This window comes from Ruminococcus sp. RTP21358st1_G6_RTP21358_211008, assembly GCF_040908885.1.
Lineage (GTDB): Bacteria > Bacillota > Clostridia > Lachnospirales > Lachnospiraceae > Blautia_A > Blautia_A faecis.
Map to the genome: position 1 here is coordinate 23,771 of NZ_JBDGDM010000013.1, position 21,723 is coordinate 45,493.

The following is a 21,723-nucleotide window of genomic DNA, read 5'->3' on the forward strand; positions in this document are numbered from 1 at the left end:
TTTAGCTCCTTTCTTTCGTTTCTGGTAGATACTCCGGAAAATCAAATATTGTCATCTGTACTTCTGGAGGATTTTCCCACTCAACACCTATGTAATCTAACACACGTCCCCAGCCATATTTCTCACCGGTTTTCGGATCTGTACAGCAGCGATACATCCAGAACTCCCACTCTTTCGGATTTCTTTCCCGAAGTTTATCAAACCTGTGGGGACGCTGTTCCAGGTGAATTCCAAACCCACACATGGAGCATCCGGTCCGCTGTGCGCCTGTGGTTCGAAGAACTGCGATTGGATCAGTAACAATCTCTCCGTAGATTTCCGGAACAATAGATAACAATGGAACATACTCCTTAAGGCTTCCATCTTGATTCCTTCCATAAGGTTGCGCATGGAATCTTGCTTCAAAGAAATCCAAATGAGCGTGATACCATTTGTCCATTTCAAGTGCCAGTCTTAAAATATCCGATCTCATGAATATTGCAAACGGCGCGGATCTGATCACTGTCTTGCCATAATAATTACAGCCATGGTCTATCAAGGCCTCTTCCCTTTGTCCGCCTTCACTTGCCATCATCCCCAGATATGGCACACTGTTATGTTTTTTCGCCCAGTCATCACAAGGCTTTTCTTTCAGCCAATTGCAGCAGTCATTTGATACCGGAATGTCCGGATCTGGCTTGCCATAATTCACACCTTCGTTCTCATTCTCATAGCCGCCGAATAGTTCCAGCCATTTCTTCGGTAGCTGCATCCGGCTATTCTTGGCAAAATGCCCCTGCTCTCCGCATTCACCTGTTATAATGGCATGACGGACAGTTTTATTATTTTCTGTTGGGTGTTGCAGAGTATTGATTCTGCCAGCTATCTTTTTGCTGATAACCGGAAATCCGACTTCATTAAGCACTTGTACCTTGCTCTTGTATGACCGTACAATCTCAACTCCGATAGCTCTGTGCACCTTCTGGATGCTCTTATCCTCCACCCCAGAAATAGATATTGCATGAGGTTCGATCCCGATACTGCACAACCAGATATACAGGGTTATACTATCCAATCCTCCCACGCTTACATGTACATTCATGTCTCTGCTAAGGATTTCCTCATAGAACTGCCAGGCTTTGATTGCCTGTCTTTTAAGCTTAACCTCATAAGGCAGCCTTTGACGTGCCGTAAATATAGCTCTCTGCTCTTTCTTCTTTTGTTTCCACTCTTCCGTGGATAATTCATTTTCCATCTTTTCAAGAAGCCCGGTATACCCTTACTCCGGCCGGAGGCTGGCTCCTTTCGTTTACTTTATGTCGCTTGTCCGCAGCGGAATCCGCATATTGCTTTACATCCCATGCAGCATTGCTCTCTGCAAGGCTCGATATCGTTACCTTCCATTATTGACTGTAGGATCAGGCTTTTCGCGGTAAACATCCTCTCACATCCTGTGTCCGTCATAAATTCACAGGCATAATCATTTATCTTTTTTCCCTCTGATCTAACAATACATGCTTCACAGCCAATAGAATCTTTCAGCGTACAGATCACATATCCATCCGGAAACAGTTGTATAGGAGCAGCTATACAATCTTCTATAGTACAGCCAGTATATTCAACATAGTGCTCACACTTGCGCTCTGGATAAAAAGCACCTCCCCTACACCAATGCTCCTGCTCTCCTAGTTTATTCCAGTTACTCCAGCCAGTACGCGGCGGTTTATCCGGGAATGCTTTATTGTACGGGTTTGCTTTTGCCCGGAAATCATCCCAGCATTTTCCATACACACATCTGTGGGACCACCAAAGCAGACAGGTCTTGCAATAACAATCCTTACAGTACATTTGTAGGCTTGGATTTTCTGATATTTTCAAGAAGTCCGATAACTCCATCTGGCCTTCACAACTATAATTTTTAAGCATTTCTTCTAAGTCTTCTTTCAGCCCAGAAACTTGTTGATAAAATACTGCTGTCCCTTTCCGGTAACTTTTGTTGTTCTGGTGACTCTTACGCTTCCGTCTGGATTGGTAATGGTGGTTTCTTTTACCTCAAACAGCCCCATCTCTGCGGCTTTCTGGGTTGGCATGTTTCGGCTGGATCCGGATTTTATCAGATAGCCTTTTTCTCTCATCCATTCAAACAGACGTTTCTGTCCTGTCTGTACACCATTCTGGCAAATGAGCTTTGCAAGGTCTCCTATCAGGATTGATGTATTGCTGGCTGATACGGCATCTGCAAAAATAGTTTTCGGCTTATCGGCTTCTATCTTTAACCTCTGCGCCTCAATTACCTTGTCTCTTTCCTCGATTTTCTTCTGTGCCACCAAGACGGCCTTGGCCATCAGCTCATCATCAGAAAGATGTTCTTGGCCAGCAATGTAACCACCGTTCTTTCGGATAGATGGGAGAACTTCATCCGTCACCCAATCTGTAAAACGTTGCGCCGATTCTTTTCGGCTTTGAAAGATTGTTTTATACAGATTAGCTTCATTGATGTACAAAAGTTTCTGATTTCCGCCTTTTGTAAGGGTTTCAATACTGCTTAACCCCTTTTCACCCAACCTTTTCTTAACTTCTGTCACATTGGATAAACTCAATGCCCTGCAAACATCTGATAAACAAAACATTGGTTCGTTCCCTGATGTATCCGTTCGTATCTCTCCAAACTCCGCATTCTTAAAGATCTGTAAATCATTCATTAACTATTTTCTGTCCTTCCTGGCTTTTCTTTAACAGCTGTTTTTCATATTCTTCAAAGTCATATTCCCTCTGTGGAAAGTTATTGAACCGGTTTTTACTGCCCTTCGCTTCTGTCTTCCTGGTTCTTGCTTTTTTCAGAGGGTAGAAGCTCTTCCATCCGTTCATAGCGGATTTCTTTACAATGGCAGTCAGCTCCTCTGGCTTGTCAGACATGGACAGGAGTTCTTCCCTCAGAAGCTGTACCTGTTCCTTTGTTAGACTGTCTCCATTGTTCTGTCTTACCTTCAGGAATAACAGGAAGGCATCATTCAGAGAAGAATCTTCAAAGTATGTACCCGGCGGAGCCGTATATATATACTCTCCTTTCTTTTCCTTTCCTTTTGTATCATTTTTCTCGGAATTATCTTCATTTTTCCTGGAATTATCGGGATTATTCTCGGAATTATTTAAAGAAGGGTTCACTTTAATAAAGGTCTCCGTTTCTTCCTCCGAAAGGAGCCAGAAACCCTCTACTGTAATCGGATTTTTCAGTGCCCTGGCTTTTACCATTGCCTGATATCTCCGCTGTATTCCGGCAGAGGTCAAGACCTTGTCCGACTGAAAAAGTGTGTTATCAAACAGTGACCGTTCCAATAAGAAGTTCAAGACCTGCTTCACCTTATTGCTGTCCATGCTCAGATCATCTGAGACAATGAACTCAAAATCCTCATCAATCTTTAAATAATATCCAGCTTTGTATATCTCACATAGGATATACAGATATAAGGTAACCCCGTCAGCCCCATAACGTGCTTTCAGGATCTTTACCTTCTTGTCTGAGAAGAAATCCACATCCAGGCGAAAAAAGCGATTTCCTTCCTGTTTCCGCCTTGCCATATATGATTAAGCCTCCAGTTCTTCCAGACAGATCTCCAGTCTTGGTCTTTCACTGTACTGCTTTCTTACCTGCAGCTCCACGACCTGTGTATCATCCCGGTATGCCACCTCATTAAGGGCATCCAGAACAGCTTTTACGATGTTGTCAATATCGGGCTTCTTTGTAGGAAGTAGCTCCCCGCTGAGCATGGCTGTCTTTTTCACCTTTGAACTGCTCTTGGGAATCTCATAAAAAGCCTGGATCCTCGCTTTGATATAGGCTCCATCTGAGAATCTCTGTTCCCCAGCAGCCTCCATATAACGGGTAGCAATAAAATTCTCATACAGGACCGTTTTATCCGGTGTTGTGCTGCTCATAGCCTTTTTCTTGGCATTATAGTAAGTACGCGCCCTGGCTTTTCCCTGAGGTTTGCCAGGCACTGTGAAACAAATTGCTGTCATAAATATAAGTCTTCCTTTCCACTTCCCCAGCCTGTTTAAGACCAGGGAAGCGTTCTATCACGCGATAATAGTTAAACGCTTGTAAAGATCTTCCTCGCTCTCAAGGTTGCGCACAAAATAATCTCGAATTTCTTTCATTGCAACATTCTTCCAGAGACCACCTTCGGCTTCTACGATCTTGAATACCGGAGCACCACCAGCGTCCTTGATACGGAAAACAAACTCACTTTCCGGCTGCTTCACTTCCAGGAAGGTCCTGTATGGGATAAGGGTAACCGGATTCGGAACCAGAACATCTGCTTTTGATGCAATCCCCTGCTTAATGGTTGTCTTCTGGGTAACGCCGTCATCACCATAATTGGCTGTTGTTTTTGCCTCAACATTTCCAGATACTTTCAGGATAGCTTCCAGATCAGTGTTCTCTTCAAAGTTTGCCTGCATTTCAATGAGAAAACGCTCCTGATCGTACCACTCATCATAGCGGAAGCGTGGAGTCTCAGCCCTGCACACAAACAGGCGCTCTCTTTTTCTCTCTGCATTCAGACCGGAATACAGTTCTACTTTTGTCGGACTTATCACATGAATGATCATGGACTCTCTGAGTTCCTTGGTGCAACTCAAGATATAATCAATCATGCTGCTTAAGTTGGACGCCTCAATTGGCTCCGCCATAGGTTCATCGTCATATCTGCTCAGGTCCTTATCACAATAGGTCTTGCCTGCAATCGTGACAACTTTCGGTTCCATTGCTTCTGCTTTTAAATCTGTGATGTACTTGATTGCTTCTTTGATCATCTTTCTTCCTCCTTATGCCTGTCTAGCTCTTAAATCAATTACATTGTCTGAATGTTCCGCCTGTTCAATGATCTCCCCAGTGGAAGGATCAACCTGGCGCGGTGTTTTTTCCCTCTCATCAAAGGAATCCGTTACCTCCTCAATGGTCATCTGGCCTGGGATCTGGCTGCCAATCTCAACAGCCTCCACTTCATTTGTACGGATGTTTTTGCCCATGCTGAGGGCTGTCACAGCTCCAAGAGCCGGTGCCAGGGTGGATTTTGCCTGTACTCCCGTAGTAACAAAATTCCTTGCCTCATTCGGCTTAAATTCGATCACAACAGTGATCCTCCGCTTGGCAGTTGCGTCTGTGTTCGGATCCTGGATGTTCTCCGTCACCTTCTTCAGCTCCCTGTTGATCTGTTCCGTAAACGCACCATTTGCGAATTTTTCCATGTCAATATGCTGCATTTCTTACTCCTTTCCTACCTGGCAGCATGAACAGGTACTGCCAGGTATCAACGTATTGTGATATATAATGACGCATTTCCATGATAGGAAGCACCACTTGCTGTTTATTCTGCTGTGCCCTGGTTGTTTACGGCTTCTGCAGTTTCTGTACCATCTGGAGCCTCCTGGGATACTTCCTGGTAATCAGCATCAATCGGCTCCTGTTCGTTTGCCACCTCGGACATGTCTACACTGAGCTCGGTCTTCACACTCTCATCATTGGAAAGCTGCATTACAAAGTCAGATTTCAAAGGCGCATACTTCAAACATTTCTTAATGACGGTTTTCTTTGCCATCTCCTCATAGTTTGTCTTCCATGGACTGAATCCACTGGAAAAGCTCTGGCTGAATCTTCTGGCATGATTGTCAATATCTTCTTTACTCATCACTTCGAAGCCATATCCGCCGTTCTTTGCCTTCCAAAGTGCATACACAAGAATCAGTTCTCCCCTGTCTTTAATGGCAGGCTTATGCACCAGTTTCGGCTCAAGCCCCAGTTCATACTCAAACACATCCTTCTCGTAAACACACTGTGCCTGTACAGTCTGGATGTTGTCGTTGCGGTAAACCATGTCGATCAGACCTTTATATCCAATCTGGAACTGACATTCCAGCTTTCCATGATTCTTGTATGGAATCAGATATGCTTGTCCCAACGGTGTGTTTGGTTCCAGACCGAGCTGCGCCGCATTCATAAGCGCGCCAAGGAAAGACATCTGGCTGCACTCCTGTAGCTTCGGAGTGGTATTTAAGGCGGATAACGCCATTCTGGTAAAACGTTCCGGGGTGATCACCTTGGGAAGGGCTTTCTCAATCTCCGGCTTCATGGCCTTGATCATGTCCGCAATGCTCATGGACTTGGTAAGCTTTACTTCCCCTTTATTTCCTGTTTTCTCTGCTAACGCATCTTTTACTCCCATTCTCTCTGCCTCCTGTTATGCAATCTCTTTTACAGTAAATCTTCTGCTGGATGACTCTTTGGCATATTCCTTATAGATATCCGGATAATCTGCCTTCAGCTTTTTCGAATCTACCCTGCTCGATACTATGGATTTCCATGTAATTGAGTATTTATCGGAATCAGCCTTCTCCGCATCTTCCATAAAAAGCTTAACTTCCTGCTCAATCTGCTTCTTTTCCTGGTCCAGCTTGTCCTGAAGTTCCAGGATCTCTGATCTTCGTTTCAGCTTTTCATCGAAGCCAATCAGGGGAACAACTTTATCCGGATCTGAATTTTTAAAATATTCGGATAAAATCTTATCTGCAGCTTCACTTCCATCCGGAGCCGGCATCTTTTTAGCCAGTACATTGTTATTCCAGAAATCCTTTTCTACTTCGATCAGCATCTGGATAACACTCTCATCACGCTCAATCTTTCTCCACACGAACTCCCTGCCAAGGATCACACAGGCAATATACCAGGCATCAGCTCCGGTCACAGCCATATAGTGGTGGCACTGGATTTCATAGGATTCCGGAATATGTCCATCTTTCCATTTATCTGCAGAATAGGCGGAAGCTGTTTTACACTCCAGTCCCGCGTTTTCTCCTATAATCAGCCGGTCTACGTTGGCCAGCATAAAAGGATTTTCTTCCATATAAAAAATAGAATTGGCGCGGCGCACTTTTTTTCCGGTCTCCTCCATGAATCTTCTGGCTACATATTCCTCAAGATCACGCCCCTGTCTCATGGACTCATTGTCTTCTTTCTCAGTTACCTCTTCCTGGATTTTATCCTGATATACTGAGATTGCTGTTGCATATGGATTCAGCCCGCAAATACTTCCGGCATCCGAACCGCCGATTCCTTTCTTACGGTACTCCAGCCAGGTCTCATGATCCATTCCTGAAGTCGATACTAATCTGTTTAATTTCATCCTTATCTCCCCCTCTTCAATTCACGTAATTCTTCTACAGATCCAAGGTCTTCATACTCGCCCAAACGGTCTGCCACCGTTCCAAACAATACGGTCTGCTCCTGCTGCCACTCCAAGCGAATAGAAGATGCTCTGCAGCCAGGGATCCTATATCCGGTTCCGTTGGGATTTGCAATTGTAATTCTGTTTCTCATACTTGATTTTTCTCTCTTTCTCCTCTACAATAAGAGGGTGATAAACTGTTTTTGTCCATTTGGACACCGGATCCTGATGAGCTCCCAACTCTCAGGATCCATTTTCTTTTAACAACCGTGTAAGATGCTCCCTGGCTGCTTCGTAGTTTTTAACGGATTCTTTCATCAGCGCTTCGTCACGATAAATATCATAAGTAGTCATTTTACTTTCTGTTGGTTCCTCCACCCAAACCCGGCATGGATATCCAGCTAATCCTATTTCGAAACTTATATGGATTCCGCTTGCTATAGTTTTCTTCGAAAGCTCATACAACTCATCTATCATTTTTTCTAAAATCATGGCCTCCTCCCTTCCGGCTTGGCTCTTCTTTTGGGCTACATTGCTGCTCATTAATTTTTCAGTAATGAGTGAATCCAAATTACAACTAAAATTCCTAGCGCAACTAATTCACCAACGCTCATGTTCTCTTCCCTTCTGGCTCTGTGCCCTGTATCAGCATCCACGCAAGCATTGATAATGCCAGTGCTCCTGCAACCTGCAGTCCGTCCCACTGCCAGAACGGCAGGTATGTAGCAAGGGTGCCTATGATGACAGATATGATTATGTTACGCTTCATTCCCAGTCTCTCCTTCCACAACAGCCCGGTTGCTCCAGCCAATCATTTGTACCAGCTTTTCCGGATGAAATGCCGGAGCATACTTTCTGGCATTGCGATCCAGAAGCTGGCGCCGATAAGTAAGATAATCAATGAACACCAGAACGTTGATCAGGACAATGTTTCCATCCCGGATAATGGCATAATCGTTATAACGCCCTGTTTTGATTTCATCTTCAATTTCAAACAATCTTGTCCGCACAGTTCCGGCACTAATCTGGAACTCTTTTGTAAGCTGCTCTTTTCTCATGTACGGATATCCCCGTATGGATTCTGTGTAAACCATCTTTTATTTACCTCCCGTTATCTTCTCATGCTAAGTGCAAGGCAAATTATTGCTATCGAATTCAACAGCGTTGCAAATAAATTTATCAGTAATGCTGTATTCTCTATCTTCCTCATCTCCTTTTCTGTTACTTCTCCAAATTTCATTGACTTTTCTTCCTTACACTCCTATTCTGTAAATATCGGTACTGTCATGCCAAATACATAAGAAAGAAGGTACTAATAATGTCAGAAAAAAATTCTTTTCCTTTTGATATTCCTGAACTTCCAGATTCAGTTGATAATGCTTTAAAAAATCTCTCCGATGCCCCAACAAAATCAATTGGTCAAACTCTATCTGATGCATGGTTTTTAGTTTTTGGAGGAATTTCTCACCAAGCTAATAAACGCCGCATGAAATATGCCCATGATTTGGAGATATACAATTACGAATTGTCTCAGGCAATTGCTAATGTCCCTCCCGAAAACCTTATTGAGCCGGATATTCAAACAACTGCTCAAGCACTTGAAAATTCTAAATACTGTATCGAATCAGAAGAACTTCGCAAAATGTTCGTCAATTTAATCAGTAAGTCCGTAAACTGTGCTTATGTTGAAAAAGTTCACCCTTCATTCGCCGAAATAATTAAACAAATGAGCCCTTTAGATGCACGTATTTTAAAAAGCATGAATCCACGTTACAGTTTTCCACTTGTTGACTATGTTCTGAGTAGCTCTACTGCGAATAAATTTAGAGAGACGTTTGAAATTAATCTTTCAAATGTCTATATTCCCAATCTTTCTGGAGTAAATATACAACAAGCAAGCAGTTCAATTTCTTCCTTAAGCAGACTGGGGATAGTTACAATTGAAACTCAGTCTACAATTACAGACTCTAGTGTTTATGCGCCTTATGAGCAAACTGACTATTACCTAGAATTTTCGCGTAAAGCACGACAATTTTACGCATCTAAGAGAGCTGATCTTCATAAATATCTAGGGCAATTCACTCCTCTAGGCAAGAATTTCTTTGAAGTTTGCGTAAAATAGATAATGTGTTCTCATTATTCTTAGTTGTCATTTCGCACATGTCTTTAACATAGCCATCTACCTTTTTGAAATAGTAGGTGGCTAATATTTTAGTAGTGATCACTGACACTAAAATACTTGCTCCAATAATTTCCATCTTGCTTCATCTCCTTTCCTGTATTTGCTTGTAGTCTTTTATCTTTTTTATTTTCAGCTCACCTCCTTCTGCTCGTCTGTTGCAAACAGATAGTCAAGTGTCTTGTCTGGAAACATTAATTGTTTTATGAGCACGCATTCTTTTAATGAAAGAGAACTCTTTCCGTTTAGCTTAAAAGAAAGTGTCGTTGGTGTTACCTGTAACATTTCGGCCATCTGCAATTGGGTTATCTTGGATCTTGCCATTTCAGCTTCCAAGTTAGGAAACATTTCCTCACCTCCGTCTCTTTGTTACGATTTTTCGTGATTACATTTACAGTATATACGATTTTTCGTGATTGTCAATATGTTTTTCTCGAATTTTTGAGATTTTATTTTTGATTTATATATATTTATATTGATTTTTCGAGATTTTAGTGTTAATATAGCGTTAAAGATACAAAGAAAGGTAGGCATTATATATGCAAGAATTAGAATCTAAGATAAAAGAATTAATAATATCCAGATATGGAAGCTTAAAAAAATTCTCAGAGAAAATAAATATGCCTTGGACTACTTTAGACAGTATCTTAAAAAGAGGAATCGCAAATTCTAACATCACAAATGTCCTTAAAATAACACGCGAATTAGGACTTGACGCGGAAAAGCTTGTCGATGGAGAATTATTATTTACGTCTGAAGAACCTACCACTCTTGCAGCTCATTTTGATGGCGAAGAATACACCGAAGACGAATTGAATGAAATTCGCCAGTTTGCAGAATTTGTAAAAAACAAAAGGAAATAATTGGCAGATCTGCCAGAATGTACATTGACAATATAATATATTTGCCCAGGGAACTGGGGGACGTGCTCTTTGCCTAATCCGGACACCTTACGGAGGAGGTGAAGTTTATGAGCGATTACGAGACATTTATGATTATGTTGACTTTTGCTAATTTAATCGTAGCCATACTTACATATGCACATAAAAAATAGCCGTCCTAATCTTTGGCGAGATCAACGGCTATTTTTTAGCTAACTATATTCGCTGGATTGGGTGAAGTGCAGTCACCTTCCAGCTCCCTTGTTAAATATATTATATGTCACTCCAAAATATTTGTCAATTTTCTTTTTGGGAAGCAGCTGTACAGATTTTTGTACACGTATTGAGATATACTAGAGCGGGAGGTGTTTACAATGAGCACATATGAGGAATTACAAGACCAGGCCTGCGCGGACGGTATAGACGTAATGGACTATGAATTTAATAGTCCAAACATAAAAGGCTTATATTGTAACAGCACTGTAGCAATCAATAAATCCATTTCAACCCAGGCTGAAAAATCATGTGTACTGGCCGAAGAGCTTGGCCACCACTACACTACTGTTGGTGACATTATTGATCAGTCTGAGGTCAGCAACCGAAAACAGGAATACAGAGCCCGTCTCTTTGGTTACAACCTTAAAATTGGATTAATTGGGATTGTGCATGCCTATGAAGCCGGATGCCGTACTTTATATGAAATGGCAGAATATCTGGATGCTACAGAAGAATATTTAAAAGAAGCACTGGATTGTTATCATTCCATACATGGGGTTTATGCTACTTTAGACAATTACATAATTTTCTTTGAGCCTACATTTACGGTAATGAAAACAGTTGCTGAACCAAACCATTTTATTGGTTTATAAAAGGATATTAAATGAACACAGTAAAATCGAATTTTAGCTTAAATTCTTTTAGTGATATTGAATACCGAGCATTAAACCGATTAAAAAATGCTAAAATAGATGAAGATTTTCAGGGAGAACTAAATCTCACAATTCATAGACCCTCGTTTTGCGATTTTTGTATATCAGAGGGGCTAATACGCTTATCCACTAGCACTGAAGATCAAAAACTATTAACAATAGCTGTTTATAAAACTTATTTGCATGAACATCACCTTAAAGTCTCTGGAAATAAGCAAGAATTAATCAACCGTATTAACAACTTCGATTCTTCTTTTTTTGGAAAAAAACACTACATTTTAACAGATAAAGGAAAAGAACTGCTTTATAGCTTCTGGGATTCGCGCGAAAATCGTCCTACACTCGCGCCAGAAGAACGGCTTAAATCCAAATTGAATAAATATAATATTCCTATGTCCATTTATAATAAACACAGACAACTTTTTCCGCCCTGTTATTCTGATAATGATGTAATATGGAATATTTTTAACGATCGTATATTAGAGTATTCTTTCCAATCTAAATATACTGATTTAAGAGAAACTTATTTAAATATGGCACTACTTTTAGAAGACGATAAAATGTATGTCAAAGCATTCAGCTATTTTTGCATGACTATTTGTTTTGACATAAATGGATATTCCCGATTAAACCAACCGACTCTTATTGCATGGATTGCTAATCGCTTATTTTACCTACGCAAACACTATTCGGAAGTTCTGCCAAGTATTATCTATTCGCAATGTCTGTTCAATAAACAATATTGTTCGGAAGAAAATTTTTCAGCTCTTATTAGCGATTTAGTAACCGCTGAAAAAGCTTTTTCTAATGAAGAATGCAAAATATTACTACAAAAATATGCTTTTTCTAATCCAACAACCGAGGAAAAGGCAATTTATGCCAATCAAAACAAGGAGGAATATTCCATGGCAAACTATGTTACGATTACAAGTGATAAAAGAAAGAAGACGGCTCTTCTATTATGTGTCTTTTTAGGGATGTTTGGGGCACATCAGTATTATGTCGGAAAGATTGGAAAGGGTATTTTATATACCTGTACTTTTGGACTGTTCGGCATCGGATGGATTGTTGATATCTTTAAAATAGCACTCGGAAATTTCCGCGATAATACAGGTGCACCGCTTCGCCAGTAAATAATAAAGTCCTAAAAATAACTAAATAAAAGAAAAACCGGCTCCTGCGCCAACAGGAACCGGCGAGCACATCCGAAGATGTACGCTACTTTCAGCAAAGATATTGTATCATCTTCGGTGCAGCCATGCAAGCGGAACCTTTGTTCGCGCAGGCTGTTATTTTTGTACTTATTTTTCCCGGCACTTGCGCCGGCTCAACCAAAAAAGAAACCATCTCGGTGATTCTGCCGGAATGGTCCGTATAAGGAGGATGATATCATGTGGGTTGAAGAATCGAAAAATGGCAAATTCAAATTCTGCGAGCGGTATGAGGACTATTTGACTGGAAAAACAAAACGTGTATCTGTCACAATGGACAAGAATACCCCTCAGTCCAGAAAAACAGCACAGAAGACTTTGGAATTAAAAATCCAGCAGGCTATGGGAGCCTGTCCAGATCATCAGTGCACCTTAAAAGAATTGGTTGAGGAATATAGAAAAGATCAGAAAAAGACCGTTAAACAATCTACATACTCCCGAAATTATTTTGCCTGCAATGCCATTATGAAAATGCTTGGTGAAAGTACAATTGTGGAGCACATGACTGCCAAGTATGTCCGCAGCAGGTTTCGTGATTCTGGAAAGGAAAACAGCACTTTAAATGAACACCTTACTCGTTTCCGCGCTCTGATCCGCTGGGGATATAGTAACGATATGATCAGTGACATTACTTTTCTGGAGAAAATAGAACCTTTCAAGGATCTTCCTCATAAACAAAAAATACAGGATAAGTACCTGGAATCAGATCAGCTCAAAGCCTTATTGGATGGAATGGATCACACTCTTTGGAGACTGTGTACTGAATTCATGGCGCTGTCTGGTCTGAGAGTTGGTGAGCTGATTGCCTTGGACCGTATAGATGTGGATTTTAAAAACAAGGTGATCCATGTAACAAAAAACTATGATTATATAAACCAGATCGTCACATCTCCAAAGAGCTTTTGTTCGATCAGGGATGTGTATATGCAGGAGGAACTGGAAAATGTATGCAAACAATTAAATGCGCTGATGCTCCGCCGACGCTTAATGTTTAATATTGGAAAGCCAGCCCTGTTTCTCTTTTCCAGGAATGGAACTTATATACACTATTATTCCTACAATAAATATTTAAGGGAAAACTCCAAGCGTGTCTTAGGGCGTGCTATCACCCCACATGCCCTGCGTCATACCCATGCCTCTCTTCTCTTGGAGCAAGGTATCAGCATTGATACCATCTCTAGGAGACTCGGACACGAAAACAGCAAGGTTACCAAAGAAATATACTTACATGTCACAAAAAAGCTCACGGAGAAAGACAACGAACAGATTGCAAAAGTATCTATTTTTTAAAGTTGCCCCTTTTCTGCCCCTTTTATTGAAACAGGTATTTAGTGCCACATTGAAAACACCGCATAAAATCAATATTTTTCCGCTGTCAAGATGGAATTAATTCAAGTCCCATCTTCCGCATTTTTTTATTTTATCAAGAAGTGTCAAAAGCCTGCAAAGCGCCTGTTTTGCGGGCTTTTTTGGACTCCGAATGTTCAGGAGGTATACAAAGGGTGTCTTTTCCTAAAATATTGGGTAATCAAACTTGTTGAGGGGCTCTCTTCGTGAGGGGCAAACTTCCGGTTTTTATAGCGAAACCCTCACAAAAGACCCTCAACAAGTTTGGCAAACCCTCAAGAACTTTGATTATCCAAAATATTCAAGTGGCTCAATCACTTCTTTTTAAAGTTTTATATGTTATTTTTGTTAATATTCGACAGAATTTGAAACATTTTATCTATTTTCTACCTGTTGCACGGATCGTATTGTCACACTATTTTCCACACTATAGCCATTAACAAAATATCATAATCATTCTATTTCTTTCTGCACTTATATGATGTATACGTTTTAAATAAATATAATTGGTTTGTCTCTTTCATCTTATCATAATACTTCTCTTTTACCTCTTTCATAAAATCATCAATTGCATCTTGATGGTTTTTCAAAAACCAGCTAATATGATTTTTTATATAATTTTCTCTGATTTCAGCATTATTCAAATCGTTTGGTACTCTTTTCATTCTCTCATCAATACTGTCAAATCCCAAAAATTTTTCTTCTAATCGTTCCTTTGACATCCGAATATATTCTGGATTTATATCAATACCAATACCATTTCTATTAGTGTTCTGGCACACACGTAACAATGTACCACTACCAAGAAAAGGATCTAACACCACATCGCCCTCATCAGATGACGCTAATATCATTCTTTCATATAATCCTTCCGGTTTCTGAGTCGGATGTTTCATTCTATTCTTATTGCAATAATGCATATGTGAAAATTCCCATACATTTCCAGGATTCGCTCCTCTCATATTATTAACAGATCTATAATACTTCTGAGGCACCCTAATCTCATCTAAATTAAATTTGAACCTTTTCTTATCTTTTGTAAACATAAGTATATCATCGTGTCTAGGAGAATAGCCTTTAGTTTTTCCTATTCCTTGAGTATAATACCAAGTAATCCAGGAATTAAAGTACATTTCCATTTCCTTTTCCAAAACATTATAAATATATGATATATATTTCATTCCCATAAACACATACATTGTACCATCGGGTTTTAATACTCTTACAGCCTCCTTTATCCATTCTCTAGAAAAATTTAAATACTCATCAAATTCAAATTTATCATAATTATTGCCATAGTGTTTATTCAAATTATAGGGTGGATCTGTTACAATCAAATCCACAGAATTAGACTCTATTTTTTTTAACTCTATGATAGCATCTCCACAAATTGCTTCCAAATTTATATCCATATAAATCATTCCTTTCTTCAACATATTATGATATAATACTTTGAAATAACCAAAAAGGAGGATACAAAATGAATCATCACTTCGAAACATCCCAACGATTACAAAAATTTCTCATTGATATTATAAAATCCGCATTATCTTCACCTATGACAAATTTAGTTAAAATTAACACAAATTTAGACTGTAATGTTCCCGAAAAAGATATCCATAAAATCGCAGGTCCTTTTATTGATGAGTGGACTTATGAAATATTCAATCGTGCTTCGAGTATATATACAAATATTAAATCTGTTGCAAGTAAAGAAAGTAGCAGTCTTGAAGACATTTACATATCACTTGAATTAGATGGAATAACATACGATATATTAATTGATGTTAAATCTGCTTCACTTGCAAAAGGAAATAATGCAGGAAAAGGATCTAACCTCACTTCATTCCGTAAAATACGTCCTTTTTACATAAATAATCCTGATGCATTCTTTTTTATTCTATCAATAGAACATCAAAGTATTATTAATAATAATAAATGCTACGGTTTTCACTTAGTAGATTGCAACATTTTTGATTTAAAATATGTTTCTAAAAATGAATTAAAATTCAATACTGCCATGGGGGACCAATTTCAAATCTCAAACAGTATGAAAGTCACTCAGACCGAACGTACTACAGATGAATTCATCGCATTAATCGATAACATGTTCCTCGATAAATATACTCAAGACAAACTTGATAAACTTATTGCCACCGAAGAAGCCAATCATTACACAGCACTTATTTCTGAGGACATAATTAACATCCTTTCCGAAAACGAACCTTTAGCAAAAACAAATATTCTATTCTACTTAGAAAAATTATATCCAAATATTTCTAGTACTCAGTTAAATAAATCAATAAAGCTGTTAAAAGATTCTAACCGTATCCAAACCATCAATCGCATAGACTACATAATTGTCAAATAAAAACTCCTGGGAGTCATATCTATGGCTCCCTCCTTACTTGCAAAATTCCATTTTATTCTTACCATTGATAAATATCTCCGTAACTTTTTCATACTGTTACAATCTAGTCTCACAGATATCTTCAAAAAGGCGATGTCCCAATACTATATCAACCACAAAAAAAAGGATTATGCAACGCACAACAAGTGTAACTCTGAAGTAGCCGAAAAATTCATCAGATGTTATCTTTGACAGACAGTCATTGCCACATTCAGAATTCGCAAGGATGATAAACAAGCAGACGCTGTCACTTTTCACTACAATCGTCATGAAAATGATAAATACATCCAGCAATCATTTAATCCGACATATCCCAGAAACCATTTTAGAACGATTAGGTATGAGATTAGTCATGCACGTCACCTCAAAATCATTAAAAATCTCTACCCAGCAATTTTAAGCATGAAACAACATGCTCTGCGTAACTTTAGCAAATGATACGTAGCTATAGCTATCCTTTCTTCGTTTGGATATAATCCATTCAAGCGTTCAAATCGCAAACAGGAACTGTATTTTCTGGAACTTTACTATAAACATTAGTGTATCTTCCTCGAATAAATGTATGAGAAAATAATGTCTAAAGCTCGTATATAATAGTCTTCTGCATAATCTTGAGGAGTTAAAAGGCATTTCTACGTTTTCATGCATAATAGCAGTATAAACATTTTACAGTGAAATAGCTATAATTTCTACATAGTTTTTAGGATACGTATAATTTTGGTAATCCGTTCCTAAAGTCTGTACAGAAATACAAATTTATCTTTAAATTTTATTCAGTTTATAGAGTACAATTTATCTCACAAAAGACCCTCAGCAAATTTCGTCCTCAACAATTATGATTATCTCTTTTTTATTGCTTCTTAGGTTTATTAGTCATTTCGGCAAATTGCATTAAATTTTGGAATAATTTTGGATTTTTAATCAACTCGGGTAACAACGTTTTCATCATAACAACATCCGTAGATTCTTCTTTTTGGGCATTATTTAAGCTTGTTTGCATTATTGCTTGTATCGTTTCTGTATCTTTTTTATTTATTTGCTCTTTTAATTCAGTAATAGAATCTTGAATTTGATACAGCATAGTAAGAATACTTTGAAAAAAAAGCTGCTTATTGTTTTCTTCATCTTGTCCCAATGCATTAGTTTTGTTCTCAAAAGAAAAGGTCCCTATTGTTTGTTCTAAACGTTTCTTAGTTTCTTCTACATTATCTAAATCGGTTAGATCATACTCGAATGTTCTTACTGTGTTTACATCAAATGGTATAGTTTCGCCTTTCTTTTTTAAGTGAATAATCGGCTTGTCTGTACATTTTCTATATCCCATTTCAAAAAAAACATTAGGATTATGCCCCGAAATGTCAGCTATGACAAGCTCCGATGATAAAAGCTTATCAATAATAGTTTGTGTAATTGAATCCGAATCATTAATTTGATCTACTCGTACAGGTTCAAAGCCACAACTTTCACAAACTGGACTAATAATATATTTGAATAATTTATCTGCATTACTCCTTATTTCACTATCTGTTTCTCCAATAGGAGATACTACAAAACAAGTTTTCATAAAATCTTTACCTCCCCAATTTTGTTTTATTTTATAAATCCCCCTATCCATTTTTTGAATGGATTGATTTCTAAGCAAAGTATTTAATGAGCCAGAGAACTGCCCCTCTGAATAATCAGAAATTCCTGCTTTCCGTAGAAAACTTTTAATTTCTTGAACAGTATGATAATTTCCATCAGCCAAAATTTCTATGATTTTTTCTTGTATTCTTGCACTTTTCGTCATATTTTCACACTCCTTTCTATTATAGGATACCATATTTTCTATAAACGTCAATGCTTTTTCACAAGAATATCTTGCGTTTTATTTTATTTCTTGTGCTTTTATTTTATTTTTGCATTTTATTCTTGTATTTTACATTTAAATTCGAATTAACCACTACAAAATAGTTTTATTTTTGAAGGTACAAGTATACGTTATAACCTAACAGATTTTCTCTTTTAAACGCCAAGTTATATTCAGTCATAAAAGAAACACCACCAACAGCTGATAAGAAAATCGTCGTCTTAATTTTCTCACCAACTGCCAGTGGTACTTCTATCATTCTATTTCGGCAATTCCGTCACTGTCTCCAGTTTAAATCCTTCCCACATATCTGCGGAAATATTCCACTCACGCAGATCTGTAACGATCTTATGGTAAAATGCCTGTCCGCCGCGGACAATATCGTAGGTGCGGGCGTCGCCTCTCGCTTCCAGGTGACGTCCAAAACTGCAGTTCGTCACATCCTCCGGACCGTAATCATCTACGTCTCCTCCTGGCCAGAAAATATAAAGTCTGGGAATATCATCAATCTGGCGCAGATCAATCCCTGCAAGCTTCAAGAATTTCTTTCCGGTAGACTCATGGGCAGTAAACACATGGGAATAACGCCATACCGTTCTTGTAAAATCAGATACGCGGAACTGGCCAAGCCAGTCTTCATCCATCATTCCATCTGAAGTCTCTCTGGAAACGATCACCACGACCGGGAATAAACGCTCGGAATCCTTCAGCGCTGTGATCAGATTTCCAAACATCTCCTCCCGCAGGATCCTTCTTCGGTTAGAGCACTCAATTCCATTAACAATTCCGATATTATCTACAATTGTCTTATAATAGCCCGGATAGCTGAAAAAGGTTACTCCCGGATCCTGGATAGTATGCTCTCTGGCCGGCTGTGCATATCCGTTGCAAACCTTCAGGATTACTTTCTCCTGACGGGATACCTCAAGCCCTGCCTCGGAATACCAGATCCGGCCGCCCACTTCCATATCCATATGTCTTACATGCATATTCAGGTGGCGGTTGCCCGGATCATAATTCACAGCCACATGATAAGCCAGAATATCCGCATGATAGGTGCTGGTCTTCTGTGGCATCTGTTTAAACAATCCGCCGTATTTTCCCACGATCCAGCCATATATACAGTCTGCTGCCTGCTGAAAAATCTCCGTAGCAGAAGCCAGCTGTTCCTCTCTCATCCTGCTCCCGTCCACCTCTGTACACATCTGGAATACATTGTGACGGATCAAAGGCTTCATCTCATAATGCCAGGACTCTCCCAGGCTCTCTTCACGCCCATCGTTATAAACATCACGCTCCTTAAAAATAGCGGTCAGACGACTGTCATGGAACTGACTGTCGTTTAACAGGGCAATGATCGTATTTACATTGATCGGTACCTTGCGGCTGCGATGAAGCAGCTGGTCTACCAGTGTCTGCTTGCTGGTCTTATAAATACGCTTGGCCAGATTCTCCACCTGCTGGTCACAATCCTCATCCAGAAGCTTCGCCACCTCAGGGTAAAGCTGTCCCTCTCCCAGTTTCAGGCGGAAATGACTCTTGATCATATCACTCCATCTGCCTGATTTATAAAGGGAATGTCCCAGATCCTCAAACAAGGTAACCATGGATTTATCACAAAGCTCCAAAGTTGCCAGAATACTGTTAAAGTATCTGGAAAAGCCCTTGTAATTCTTCCACAGTTCCTCTCCTTTATAACGCATATCATGCTCGATCTCATGCCAGCCCTCAAAAAACATGGTCTTAATCTGGATCTCGAAGGTATCATCAATATACATATCCCAGGTCTCTGTTGAAATCTCTGATCTCAAATATTCCGGAAGACGGCACACGCCGTTTAATTTCGTAGGTTTGAACTCCTCCTCGCTTCTTTCCGAAGTGGACCAGCCAATCACATCAAAGGTATTTTCCACAATATTTTGGCAGATTTCTACATCATCATCAAAATACAGGTTAATACGGACACCTACCAGGTCCTGCAGTTTCTTATTCTCCGCGCCATAATCTTTCAGAGCAAATTTATGAGCCATAGAAGAAGCTGTCTTGATTCTGGAAAAGCATCTGTAATACAGACCGCATTGTTCCAGGCGATCACTGATAATGCGCTTCAGATCCTGCTCCACGATAGCCGGAACCTTTACCTTCGCAGCCAGTTCCTCCTTTGTATAAATTACTCTTTTCTGTTCACTCACTAATTTTACACCACCAATTTATTTATAACTGCCGGAGCCCTCACGGATTACGGTCCGAAAACTACACAGTTATTATATTTTATATTCCGTACGTTCTACTAAGCATACACTTTAGAGCCTGTTTGAAAAATCATTCCTGCAATCTGCACGCCCCACTTTGCGGTATATTTTGCCCGAATTCGGTTGCCGTAGCCCGCTACGGCGCCCTCATCCGGGCAAAATCTCCCACAAATTGTGACGCACATCTTGCAGAAAGCCTTTTTCAAACACGCTCTAGTATACCAGAATTTTCCCAAATAAAAAAGGGATATTCCGAAATATAATGGAAAATTTCGGTTAAATATATATAATCAAAAGCACTTCTTACAAGCTTCATATCCTTGAGCCTCAGCCTGTGAGACTGGCTCCTGATATGCCTTATCCGGATTCATATTTCCACAGTCAGGAATACTGTGATATTTACTTCCTGTAGCAGATATCCATACCATTTCCTCCTGACTGTCATCTGCTGCAGCAATCTGTTCTGACTTTTCTGATGCTGCAGCTGCATCAGTTCCGCTATTATCTTCAGCTGTAAATCCCTTCTCCCCTTCACTTTGCCCAGCTGTTTCTCCATCACCTGAAGTATAATCATTGCAAGGATCTGCACTCCAGGTAATAGCACTTCCATCCGAAGAAGCTACAATGGTTCCCTGTTCATCAGAGCGATATACCTGAATTCCCATATCTGACAGTTTTTCCATGGTATCCGCATGCGGATGACCATACATATTTCCTGCGCCGCAGCTGATCACTGCAAATTCCGGAACTGCAGCCTGAAGAAAATCCCAGCTTGTGGATGTAGCAGATCCATGATGGCCCACACTTAACACGTCGCAGCTCAGATCAAGCCCGGAATTCACCATATCTGCCTCACAGTTAAAATCTGCATCCCCGGTAAAAACGAAACTGTTTTCTCCATTCGTCAGCTTAATTGCCACCGAATTAGCATTACTCTCTTTGCTGATTTCCTTTGGTGAAAGAATTGTAAATTCTCCCGAGCCAAATGTATACTCCGCCCCCACTGCCGGATGCTGTACTTCAAGCCCATGTGCTGCCACTGCATCCATAAAAGAGCCATAAAGGGAAGAATCATGGATATAATCTGCTCCAATCACATTGTCCACCTGAAATGCATTCAGACAGCCAATCAGTCCGCTCACATGATCCTCATCGTAATGGGATGAAATCAGATAATCAATTTCTGACACATTCTGCTCCTGCAAATAGGACACCACATAGCTGGACGCGCTTCTTGGACCACCATCATACAGCAGATTCTGTCCCTCTGACTGCACCAGAATGGATAATCCCTGTCCCACATCCAGGAAATGCACAGTCATGCTGCCGCCAGATGCCAGAACCTTTTCCCCACTTCCAGGGAATACGATTCCTGCCATAAGCAGAATAAGCGTTAAAAGATAGCCTGCAATTTGTTTTCTTAAGTGTTTCATTTTATTCCTTCTTTCGTTTTTTTCACCGTA

Annotated in this window: 28 protein-coding genes and 1 pseudogene; 8 read left to right on the forward strand and 21 right to left on the reverse strand. The window is 39.8% G+C overall.

Features of this window, described 5'->3' with window-relative positions:
* Position 1: 1 nt before the first annotated feature.
* From AB5Z12_RS07140 to AB5Z12_RS07205, 14 genes are all read right to left on the reverse strand, one after another.
* Positions 2-1,234, reverse strand: a complete 1,233-nt coding sequence (locus tag AB5Z12_RS07140; RefSeq protein WP_368357050.1) for a hypothetical protein — start codon at positions 1,232-1,234, stop codon at positions 2-4.
* A 59-nt stretch (positions 1,235-1,293) separates the two neighbouring features.
* Entirely contained in the window at positions 1,294-1,827 is a 534-nt protein-coding gene (locus AB5Z12_RS07145) for a hypothetical protein (RefSeq protein WP_368368590.1), read from the reverse strand.
* Between the two features lie 95 nt (positions 1,828-1,922).
* On the reverse strand, positions 1,923-2,681 hold the full coding sequence (locus tag AB5Z12_RS07150; RefSeq protein ID WP_368357048.1) for a phage antirepressor: 759 nt from the start codon (positions 2,679-2,681) through the stop codon (positions 1,923-1,925).
* Positions 2,674-3,558 carry a DUF4373 domain-containing protein gene (locus tag AB5Z12_RS07155; RefSeq protein WP_368357047.1) on the reverse strand — a complete coding sequence of 295 codons (885 nt, stop codon included), beginning with the start codon at positions 3,556-3,558 and terminating at the stop codon, positions 2,674-2,676. The genes AB5Z12_RS07150 and AB5Z12_RS07155 overlap by 8 nt, the downstream gene beginning before the upstream one ends.
* A gap of 6 nt (positions 3,559-3,564) precedes the next feature.
* A complete protein-coding gene (locus AB5Z12_RS07160) occupies positions 3,565-3,999 on the reverse strand; it encodes a RusA family crossover junction endodeoxyribonuclease (protein ID WP_148463798.1) in 435 nt (144 codons plus the stop codon).
* Between the two features lie 57 nt (positions 4,000-4,056).
* Complete coding sequence (locus AB5Z12_RS07165; protein WP_148463797.1) at positions 4,057-4,794, reverse strand: hypothetical protein; 738 nt, start codon at positions 4,792-4,794, stop codon at positions 4,057-4,059.
* A 12-nt stretch (positions 4,795-4,806) separates the two neighbouring features.
* Positions 4,807-5,244, reverse strand: coding sequence for a hypothetical protein (locus tag AB5Z12_RS07170; protein ID WP_148463796.1), 438 nt, complete (start codon positions 5,242-5,244; stop codon positions 4,807-4,809).
* Positions 5,245-5,348: 104 nt separating this feature from the next.
* Positions 5,349-6,203 (reverse strand): recombinase RecT, encoded by an 855-nt coding sequence (locus AB5Z12_RS07175; RefSeq protein WP_195699476.1) that lies wholly within the window; start codon positions 6,201-6,203, stop codon positions 5,349-5,351.
* A gap of 15 nt (positions 6,204-6,218) precedes the next feature.
* Positions 6,219-7,160, reverse strand: coding sequence for a YqaJ viral recombinase family protein (locus tag AB5Z12_RS07180; RefSeq protein WP_368357046.1), 942 nt, complete (start codon positions 7,158-7,160; stop codon positions 6,219-6,221).
* Between the two features lie 2 nt (positions 7,161-7,162).
* Complete coding sequence (locus AB5Z12_RS07185; RefSeq protein WP_148463664.1) at positions 7,163-7,354, reverse strand: hypothetical protein; 192 nt, start codon at positions 7,352-7,354, stop codon at positions 7,163-7,165.
* Positions 7,355-7,445: 91 nt separating this feature from the next.
* Positions 7,446-7,745, reverse strand: a complete 300-nt coding sequence (locus AB5Z12_RS07190) for a hypothetical protein (RefSeq protein ID WP_368368591.1) — start codon at positions 7,743-7,745, stop codon at positions 7,446-7,448.
* Positions 7,746-7,812: 67 nt separating this feature from the next.
* Entirely contained in the window at positions 7,813-7,971 is a 159-nt protein-coding gene (locus AB5Z12_RS07195) for a hypothetical protein (protein WP_173772639.1), read from the reverse strand.
* On the reverse strand, positions 7,961-8,296 hold the full coding sequence (locus AB5Z12_RS07200; protein ID WP_148463810.1) for a hypothetical protein: 336 nt from the start codon (positions 8,294-8,296) through the stop codon (positions 7,961-7,963). Before AB5Z12_RS07200 ends, AB5Z12_RS07195 begins: the two co-directional genes overlap by 11 nt.
* A gap of 17 nt (positions 8,297-8,313) precedes the next feature.
* The gene (locus AB5Z12_RS07205) at positions 8,314-8,442 is read right to left on the reverse strand and encodes a hypothetical protein (RefSeq protein ID WP_270414050.1); all 129 of its coding nucleotides are present in this window, start codon (positions 8,440-8,442) and stop codon (positions 8,314-8,316) included.
* Between the two features lie 78 nt (positions 8,443-8,520).
* Between AB5Z12_RS07205 and AB5Z12_RS07210 the strand changes: the two genes are divergently transcribed.
* Positions 8,521-9,324 (forward strand): DUF4393 domain-containing protein, encoded by an 804-nt coding sequence (locus AB5Z12_RS07210; RefSeq protein WP_173772636.1) that lies wholly within the window; start codon positions 8,521-8,523, stop codon positions 9,322-9,324.
* 189 nt (positions 9,325-9,513) lie between these two features.
* On the opposite strand, the gene AB5Z12_RS07215 is transcribed toward AB5Z12_RS07210, so the two are convergent.
* The gene (locus AB5Z12_RS07215; protein ID WP_173772634.1) at positions 9,514-9,729 is read right to left on the reverse strand and encodes a helix-turn-helix transcriptional regulator; all 216 of its coding nucleotides are present in this window, start codon (positions 9,727-9,729) and stop codon (positions 9,514-9,516) included.
* 191 nt (positions 9,730-9,920) lie between these two features.
* Between AB5Z12_RS07215 and AB5Z12_RS07220 the strand changes: the two genes are divergently transcribed.
* The 5 genes from AB5Z12_RS07220 (at position 9,921) to AB5Z12_RS07240 (ending at position 13,692) form a co-directional block, all read left to right on the forward strand.
* Complete coding sequence (locus AB5Z12_RS07220; protein ID WP_173772632.1) at positions 9,921-10,244, forward strand: XRE family transcriptional regulator; 324 nt, start codon at positions 9,921-9,923, stop codon at positions 10,242-10,244.
* A gap of 107 nt (positions 10,245-10,351) precedes the next feature.
* The gene (locus AB5Z12_RS07225) at positions 10,352-10,435 is read left to right on the forward strand and encodes a putative holin-like toxin (RefSeq protein ID WP_226815750.1); all 84 of its coding nucleotides are present in this window, start codon (positions 10,352-10,354) and stop codon (positions 10,433-10,435) included.
* A gap of 201 nt (positions 10,436-10,636) precedes the next feature.
* Positions 10,637-11,131, forward strand: coding sequence for an ImmA/IrrE family metallo-endopeptidase (locus AB5Z12_RS07230; protein WP_173772630.1), 495 nt, complete (start codon positions 10,637-10,639; stop codon positions 11,129-11,131).
* A gap of 11 nt (positions 11,132-11,142) precedes the next feature.
* A complete protein-coding gene (locus AB5Z12_RS07235) occupies positions 11,143-12,324 on the forward strand; it encodes an NINE protein (protein ID WP_243881979.1) in 1,182 nt (393 codons plus the stop codon).
* A gap of 258 nt (positions 12,325-12,582) precedes the next feature.
* Positions 12,583-13,692 carry a tyrosine recombinase XerC gene (locus tag AB5Z12_RS07240; RefSeq protein WP_173772626.1) on the forward strand — a complete coding sequence of 370 codons (1,110 nt, stop codon included), beginning with the start codon at positions 12,583-12,585 and terminating at the stop codon, positions 13,690-13,692.
* Positions 13,693-14,207: 515 nt separating this feature from the next.
* On the opposite strand, the gene AB5Z12_RS07245 is transcribed toward AB5Z12_RS07240, so the two are convergent.
* A complete protein-coding gene (locus AB5Z12_RS07245; RefSeq protein ID WP_368368592.1) occupies positions 14,208-15,170 on the reverse strand; it encodes a site-specific DNA-methyltransferase in 963 nt (320 codons plus the stop codon).
* A gap of 59 nt (positions 15,171-15,229) precedes the next feature.
* Between AB5Z12_RS07245 and AB5Z12_RS07250 the strand changes: the two genes are divergently transcribed.
* Complete coding sequence (locus AB5Z12_RS07250; protein WP_148463529.1) at positions 15,230-16,120, forward strand: hypothetical protein; 891 nt, start codon at positions 15,230-15,232, stop codon at positions 16,118-16,120.
* Between the two features lie 889 nt (positions 16,121-17,009).
* Here the strand turns inward: AB5Z12_RS07250 and AB5Z12_RS07255 are convergent.
* The 4 genes from AB5Z12_RS07255 to AB5Z12_RS07270 all read right to left on the reverse strand — a co-directional run bounded on the left by AB5Z12_RS07255 (position 17,010) and on the right by AB5Z12_RS07270 (position 20,445).
* Positions 17,010-17,948, reverse strand: coding sequence for a nucleoside 2-deoxyribosyltransferase (locus AB5Z12_RS07255; RefSeq protein ID WP_148463528.1), 939 nt, complete (start codon positions 17,946-17,948; stop codon positions 17,010-17,012).
* Between the two features lie 166 nt (positions 17,949-18,114).
* Positions 18,115-18,267: a hypothetical protein gene (locus tag AB5Z12_RS07260; RefSeq protein ID WP_195588779.1), complete on the reverse strand. Its 153-nt coding sequence runs from the start codon at positions 18,265-18,267 to the stop codon at positions 18,115-18,117.
* Between the two features lies 1 nt (position 18,268).
* Positions 18,269-20,200 (reverse strand): hypothetical protein, encoded by a 1,932-nt coding sequence (locus AB5Z12_RS07265; protein WP_148463527.1) that lies wholly within the window; start codon positions 20,198-20,200, stop codon positions 18,269-18,271.
* 98 nt (positions 20,201-20,298) lie between these two features.
* Positions 20,299-20,445 carry a DUF6783 domain-containing protein gene (locus AB5Z12_RS07270; protein WP_306467796.1) on the reverse strand — a complete coding sequence of 49 codons (147 nt, stop codon included), beginning with the start codon at positions 20,443-20,445 and terminating at the stop codon, positions 20,299-20,301.
* Between AB5Z12_RS07270 and AB5Z12_RS07275 the strand changes: the two are divergent.
* Positions 20,383-20,523 (forward strand): annotated as a pseudogene (locus tag AB5Z12_RS07275) (DUF6783 domain-containing protein); the annotation flags it as partial. The gene AB5Z12_RS07270 and the pseudogene AB5Z12_RS07275 sit on opposite strands and share 63 nt — an antisense overlap.
* A 27-nt stretch (positions 20,524-20,550) precedes the next feature.
* On the opposite strand, the gene AB5Z12_RS07280 reads toward AB5Z12_RS07275, so the two are convergent.
* Positions 20,551-21,693 (reverse strand): ComEC/Rec2 family competence protein, encoded by a 1,143-nt coding sequence (locus AB5Z12_RS07280; RefSeq protein WP_148463525.1) that lies wholly within the window; start codon positions 21,691-21,693, stop codon positions 20,551-20,553.
* Between the last annotated feature and the right edge of the window lie 30 nt (positions 21,694-21,723).

Excerpts from the sequence above, each read along its gene's own strand:
- AB5Z12_RS07140 (WP_368357050.1), bottom strand. The coding sequence starts at position 1,234 with ATGGAAAATGAATTATCCACGGAAGAGTGGAAACAAAAGAAGAAAGAG.
- AB5Z12_RS07145 (WP_368368590.1), bottom strand. The coding sequence starts at position 1,827 with ATGTACTGTAAGGATTGTTATTGCAAGACCTGTCTGCTTTGGTGGTCC.
- AB5Z12_RS07150 (WP_368357048.1), bottom strand. The coding sequence starts at position 2,681 with ATGAATGATTTACAGATCTTTAAGAATGCGGAGTTTGGAGAGATACGA.
- AB5Z12_RS07155 (WP_368357047.1), bottom strand. The coding sequence starts at position 3,558 with ATGGCAAGGCGGAAACAGGAAGGAAATCGCTTTTTTCGCCTGGATGTG.
- AB5Z12_RS07160 (WP_148463798.1), bottom strand. The coding sequence starts at position 3,999 with ATGACAGCAATTTGTTTCACAGTGCCTGGCAAACCTCAGGGAAAAGCC.
- AB5Z12_RS07165 (WP_148463797.1), bottom strand. The coding sequence starts at position 4,794 with ATGATCAAAGAAGCAATCAAGTACATCACAGATTTAAAAGCAGAAGCA.
- AB5Z12_RS07170 (WP_148463796.1), bottom strand. The coding sequence starts at position 5,244 with ATGCAGCATATTGACATGGAAAAATTCGCAAATGGTGCGTTTACGGAA.
- AB5Z12_RS07175 (WP_195699476.1), bottom strand. The coding sequence starts at position 6,203 with ATGGGAGTAAAAGATGCGTTAGCAGAGAAAACAGGAAATAAAGGGGAA.
- AB5Z12_RS07180 (WP_368357046.1), bottom strand. The coding sequence starts at position 7,160 with ATGAAATTAAACAGATTAGTATCGACTTCAGGAATGGATCATGAGACC.
- AB5Z12_RS07185 (WP_148463664.1), bottom strand. The coding sequence starts at position 7,354 with ATGAGAAACAGAATTACAATTGCAAATCCCAACGGAACCGGATATAGG.
- AB5Z12_RS07190 (WP_368368591.1), bottom strand. The coding sequence starts at position 7,745 with ATGAGCAGCAATGTAGCCCAAAAGAAGAGCCAAGCCGGAAGGGAGGAG.
- AB5Z12_RS07195 (WP_173772639.1), bottom strand. The coding sequence starts at position 7,971 with ATGAAGCGTAACATAATCATATCTGTCATCATAGGCACCCTTGCTACA.
- AB5Z12_RS07200 (WP_148463810.1), bottom strand. The coding sequence starts at position 8,296 with ATGGTTTACACAGAATCCATACGGGGATATCCGTACATGAGAAAAGAG.
- AB5Z12_RS07205 (WP_270414050.1), bottom strand. The coding sequence starts at position 8,442 with ATGAAATTTGGAGAAGTAACAGAAAAGGAGATGAGGAAGATAGAGAAT.
- AB5Z12_RS07210 (WP_173772636.1), top strand. The coding sequence starts at position 8,521 with ATGTCAGAAAAAAATTCTTTTCCTTTTGATATTCCTGAACTTCCAGAT.
- AB5Z12_RS07215 (WP_173772634.1), bottom strand. The coding sequence starts at position 9,729 with ATGTTTCCTAACTTGGAAGCTGAAATGGCAAGATCCAAGATAACCCAA.
- AB5Z12_RS07220 (WP_173772632.1), top strand. The coding sequence starts at position 9,921 with ATGCAAGAATTAGAATCTAAGATAAAAGAATTAATAATATCCAGATAT.
- AB5Z12_RS07225 (WP_226815750.1), top strand. The coding sequence starts at position 10,352 with ATGAGCGATTACGAGACATTTATGATTATGTTGACTTTTGCTAATTTA.
- AB5Z12_RS07230 (WP_173772630.1), top strand. The coding sequence starts at position 10,637 with ATGAGCACATATGAGGAATTACAAGACCAGGCCTGCGCGGACGGTATA.
- AB5Z12_RS07235 (WP_243881979.1), top strand. The coding sequence starts at position 11,143 with ATGAACACAGTAAAATCGAATTTTAGCTTAAATTCTTTTAGTGATATT.
- AB5Z12_RS07240 (WP_173772626.1), top strand. The coding sequence starts at position 12,583 with ATGTGGGTTGAAGAATCGAAAAATGGCAAATTCAAATTCTGCGAGCGG.
- AB5Z12_RS07245 (WP_368368592.1), bottom strand. The coding sequence starts at position 15,170 with ATGATTTATATGGATATAAATTTGGAAGCAATTTGTGGAGATGCTATC.
- AB5Z12_RS07250 (WP_148463529.1), top strand. The coding sequence starts at position 15,230 with ATGAATCATCACTTCGAAACATCCCAACGATTACAAAAATTTCTCATT.
- AB5Z12_RS07255 (WP_148463528.1), bottom strand. The coding sequence starts at position 17,948 with ATGACGAAAAGTGCAAGAATACAAGAAAAAATCATAGAAATTTTGGCT.
- AB5Z12_RS07260 (WP_195588779.1), bottom strand. The coding sequence starts at position 18,267 with ATGATAGAAGTACCACTGGCAGTTGGTGAGAAAATTAAGACGACGATT.
- AB5Z12_RS07270 (WP_306467796.1), bottom strand. The coding sequence starts at position 20,445 with ATGTGCGTCACAATTTGTGGGAGATTTTGCCCGGATGAGGGCGCCGTA.
- AB5Z12_RS07280 (WP_148463525.1), bottom strand. The coding sequence starts at position 21,693 with ATGAAACACTTAAGAAAACAAATTGCAGGCTATCTTTTAACGCTTATT.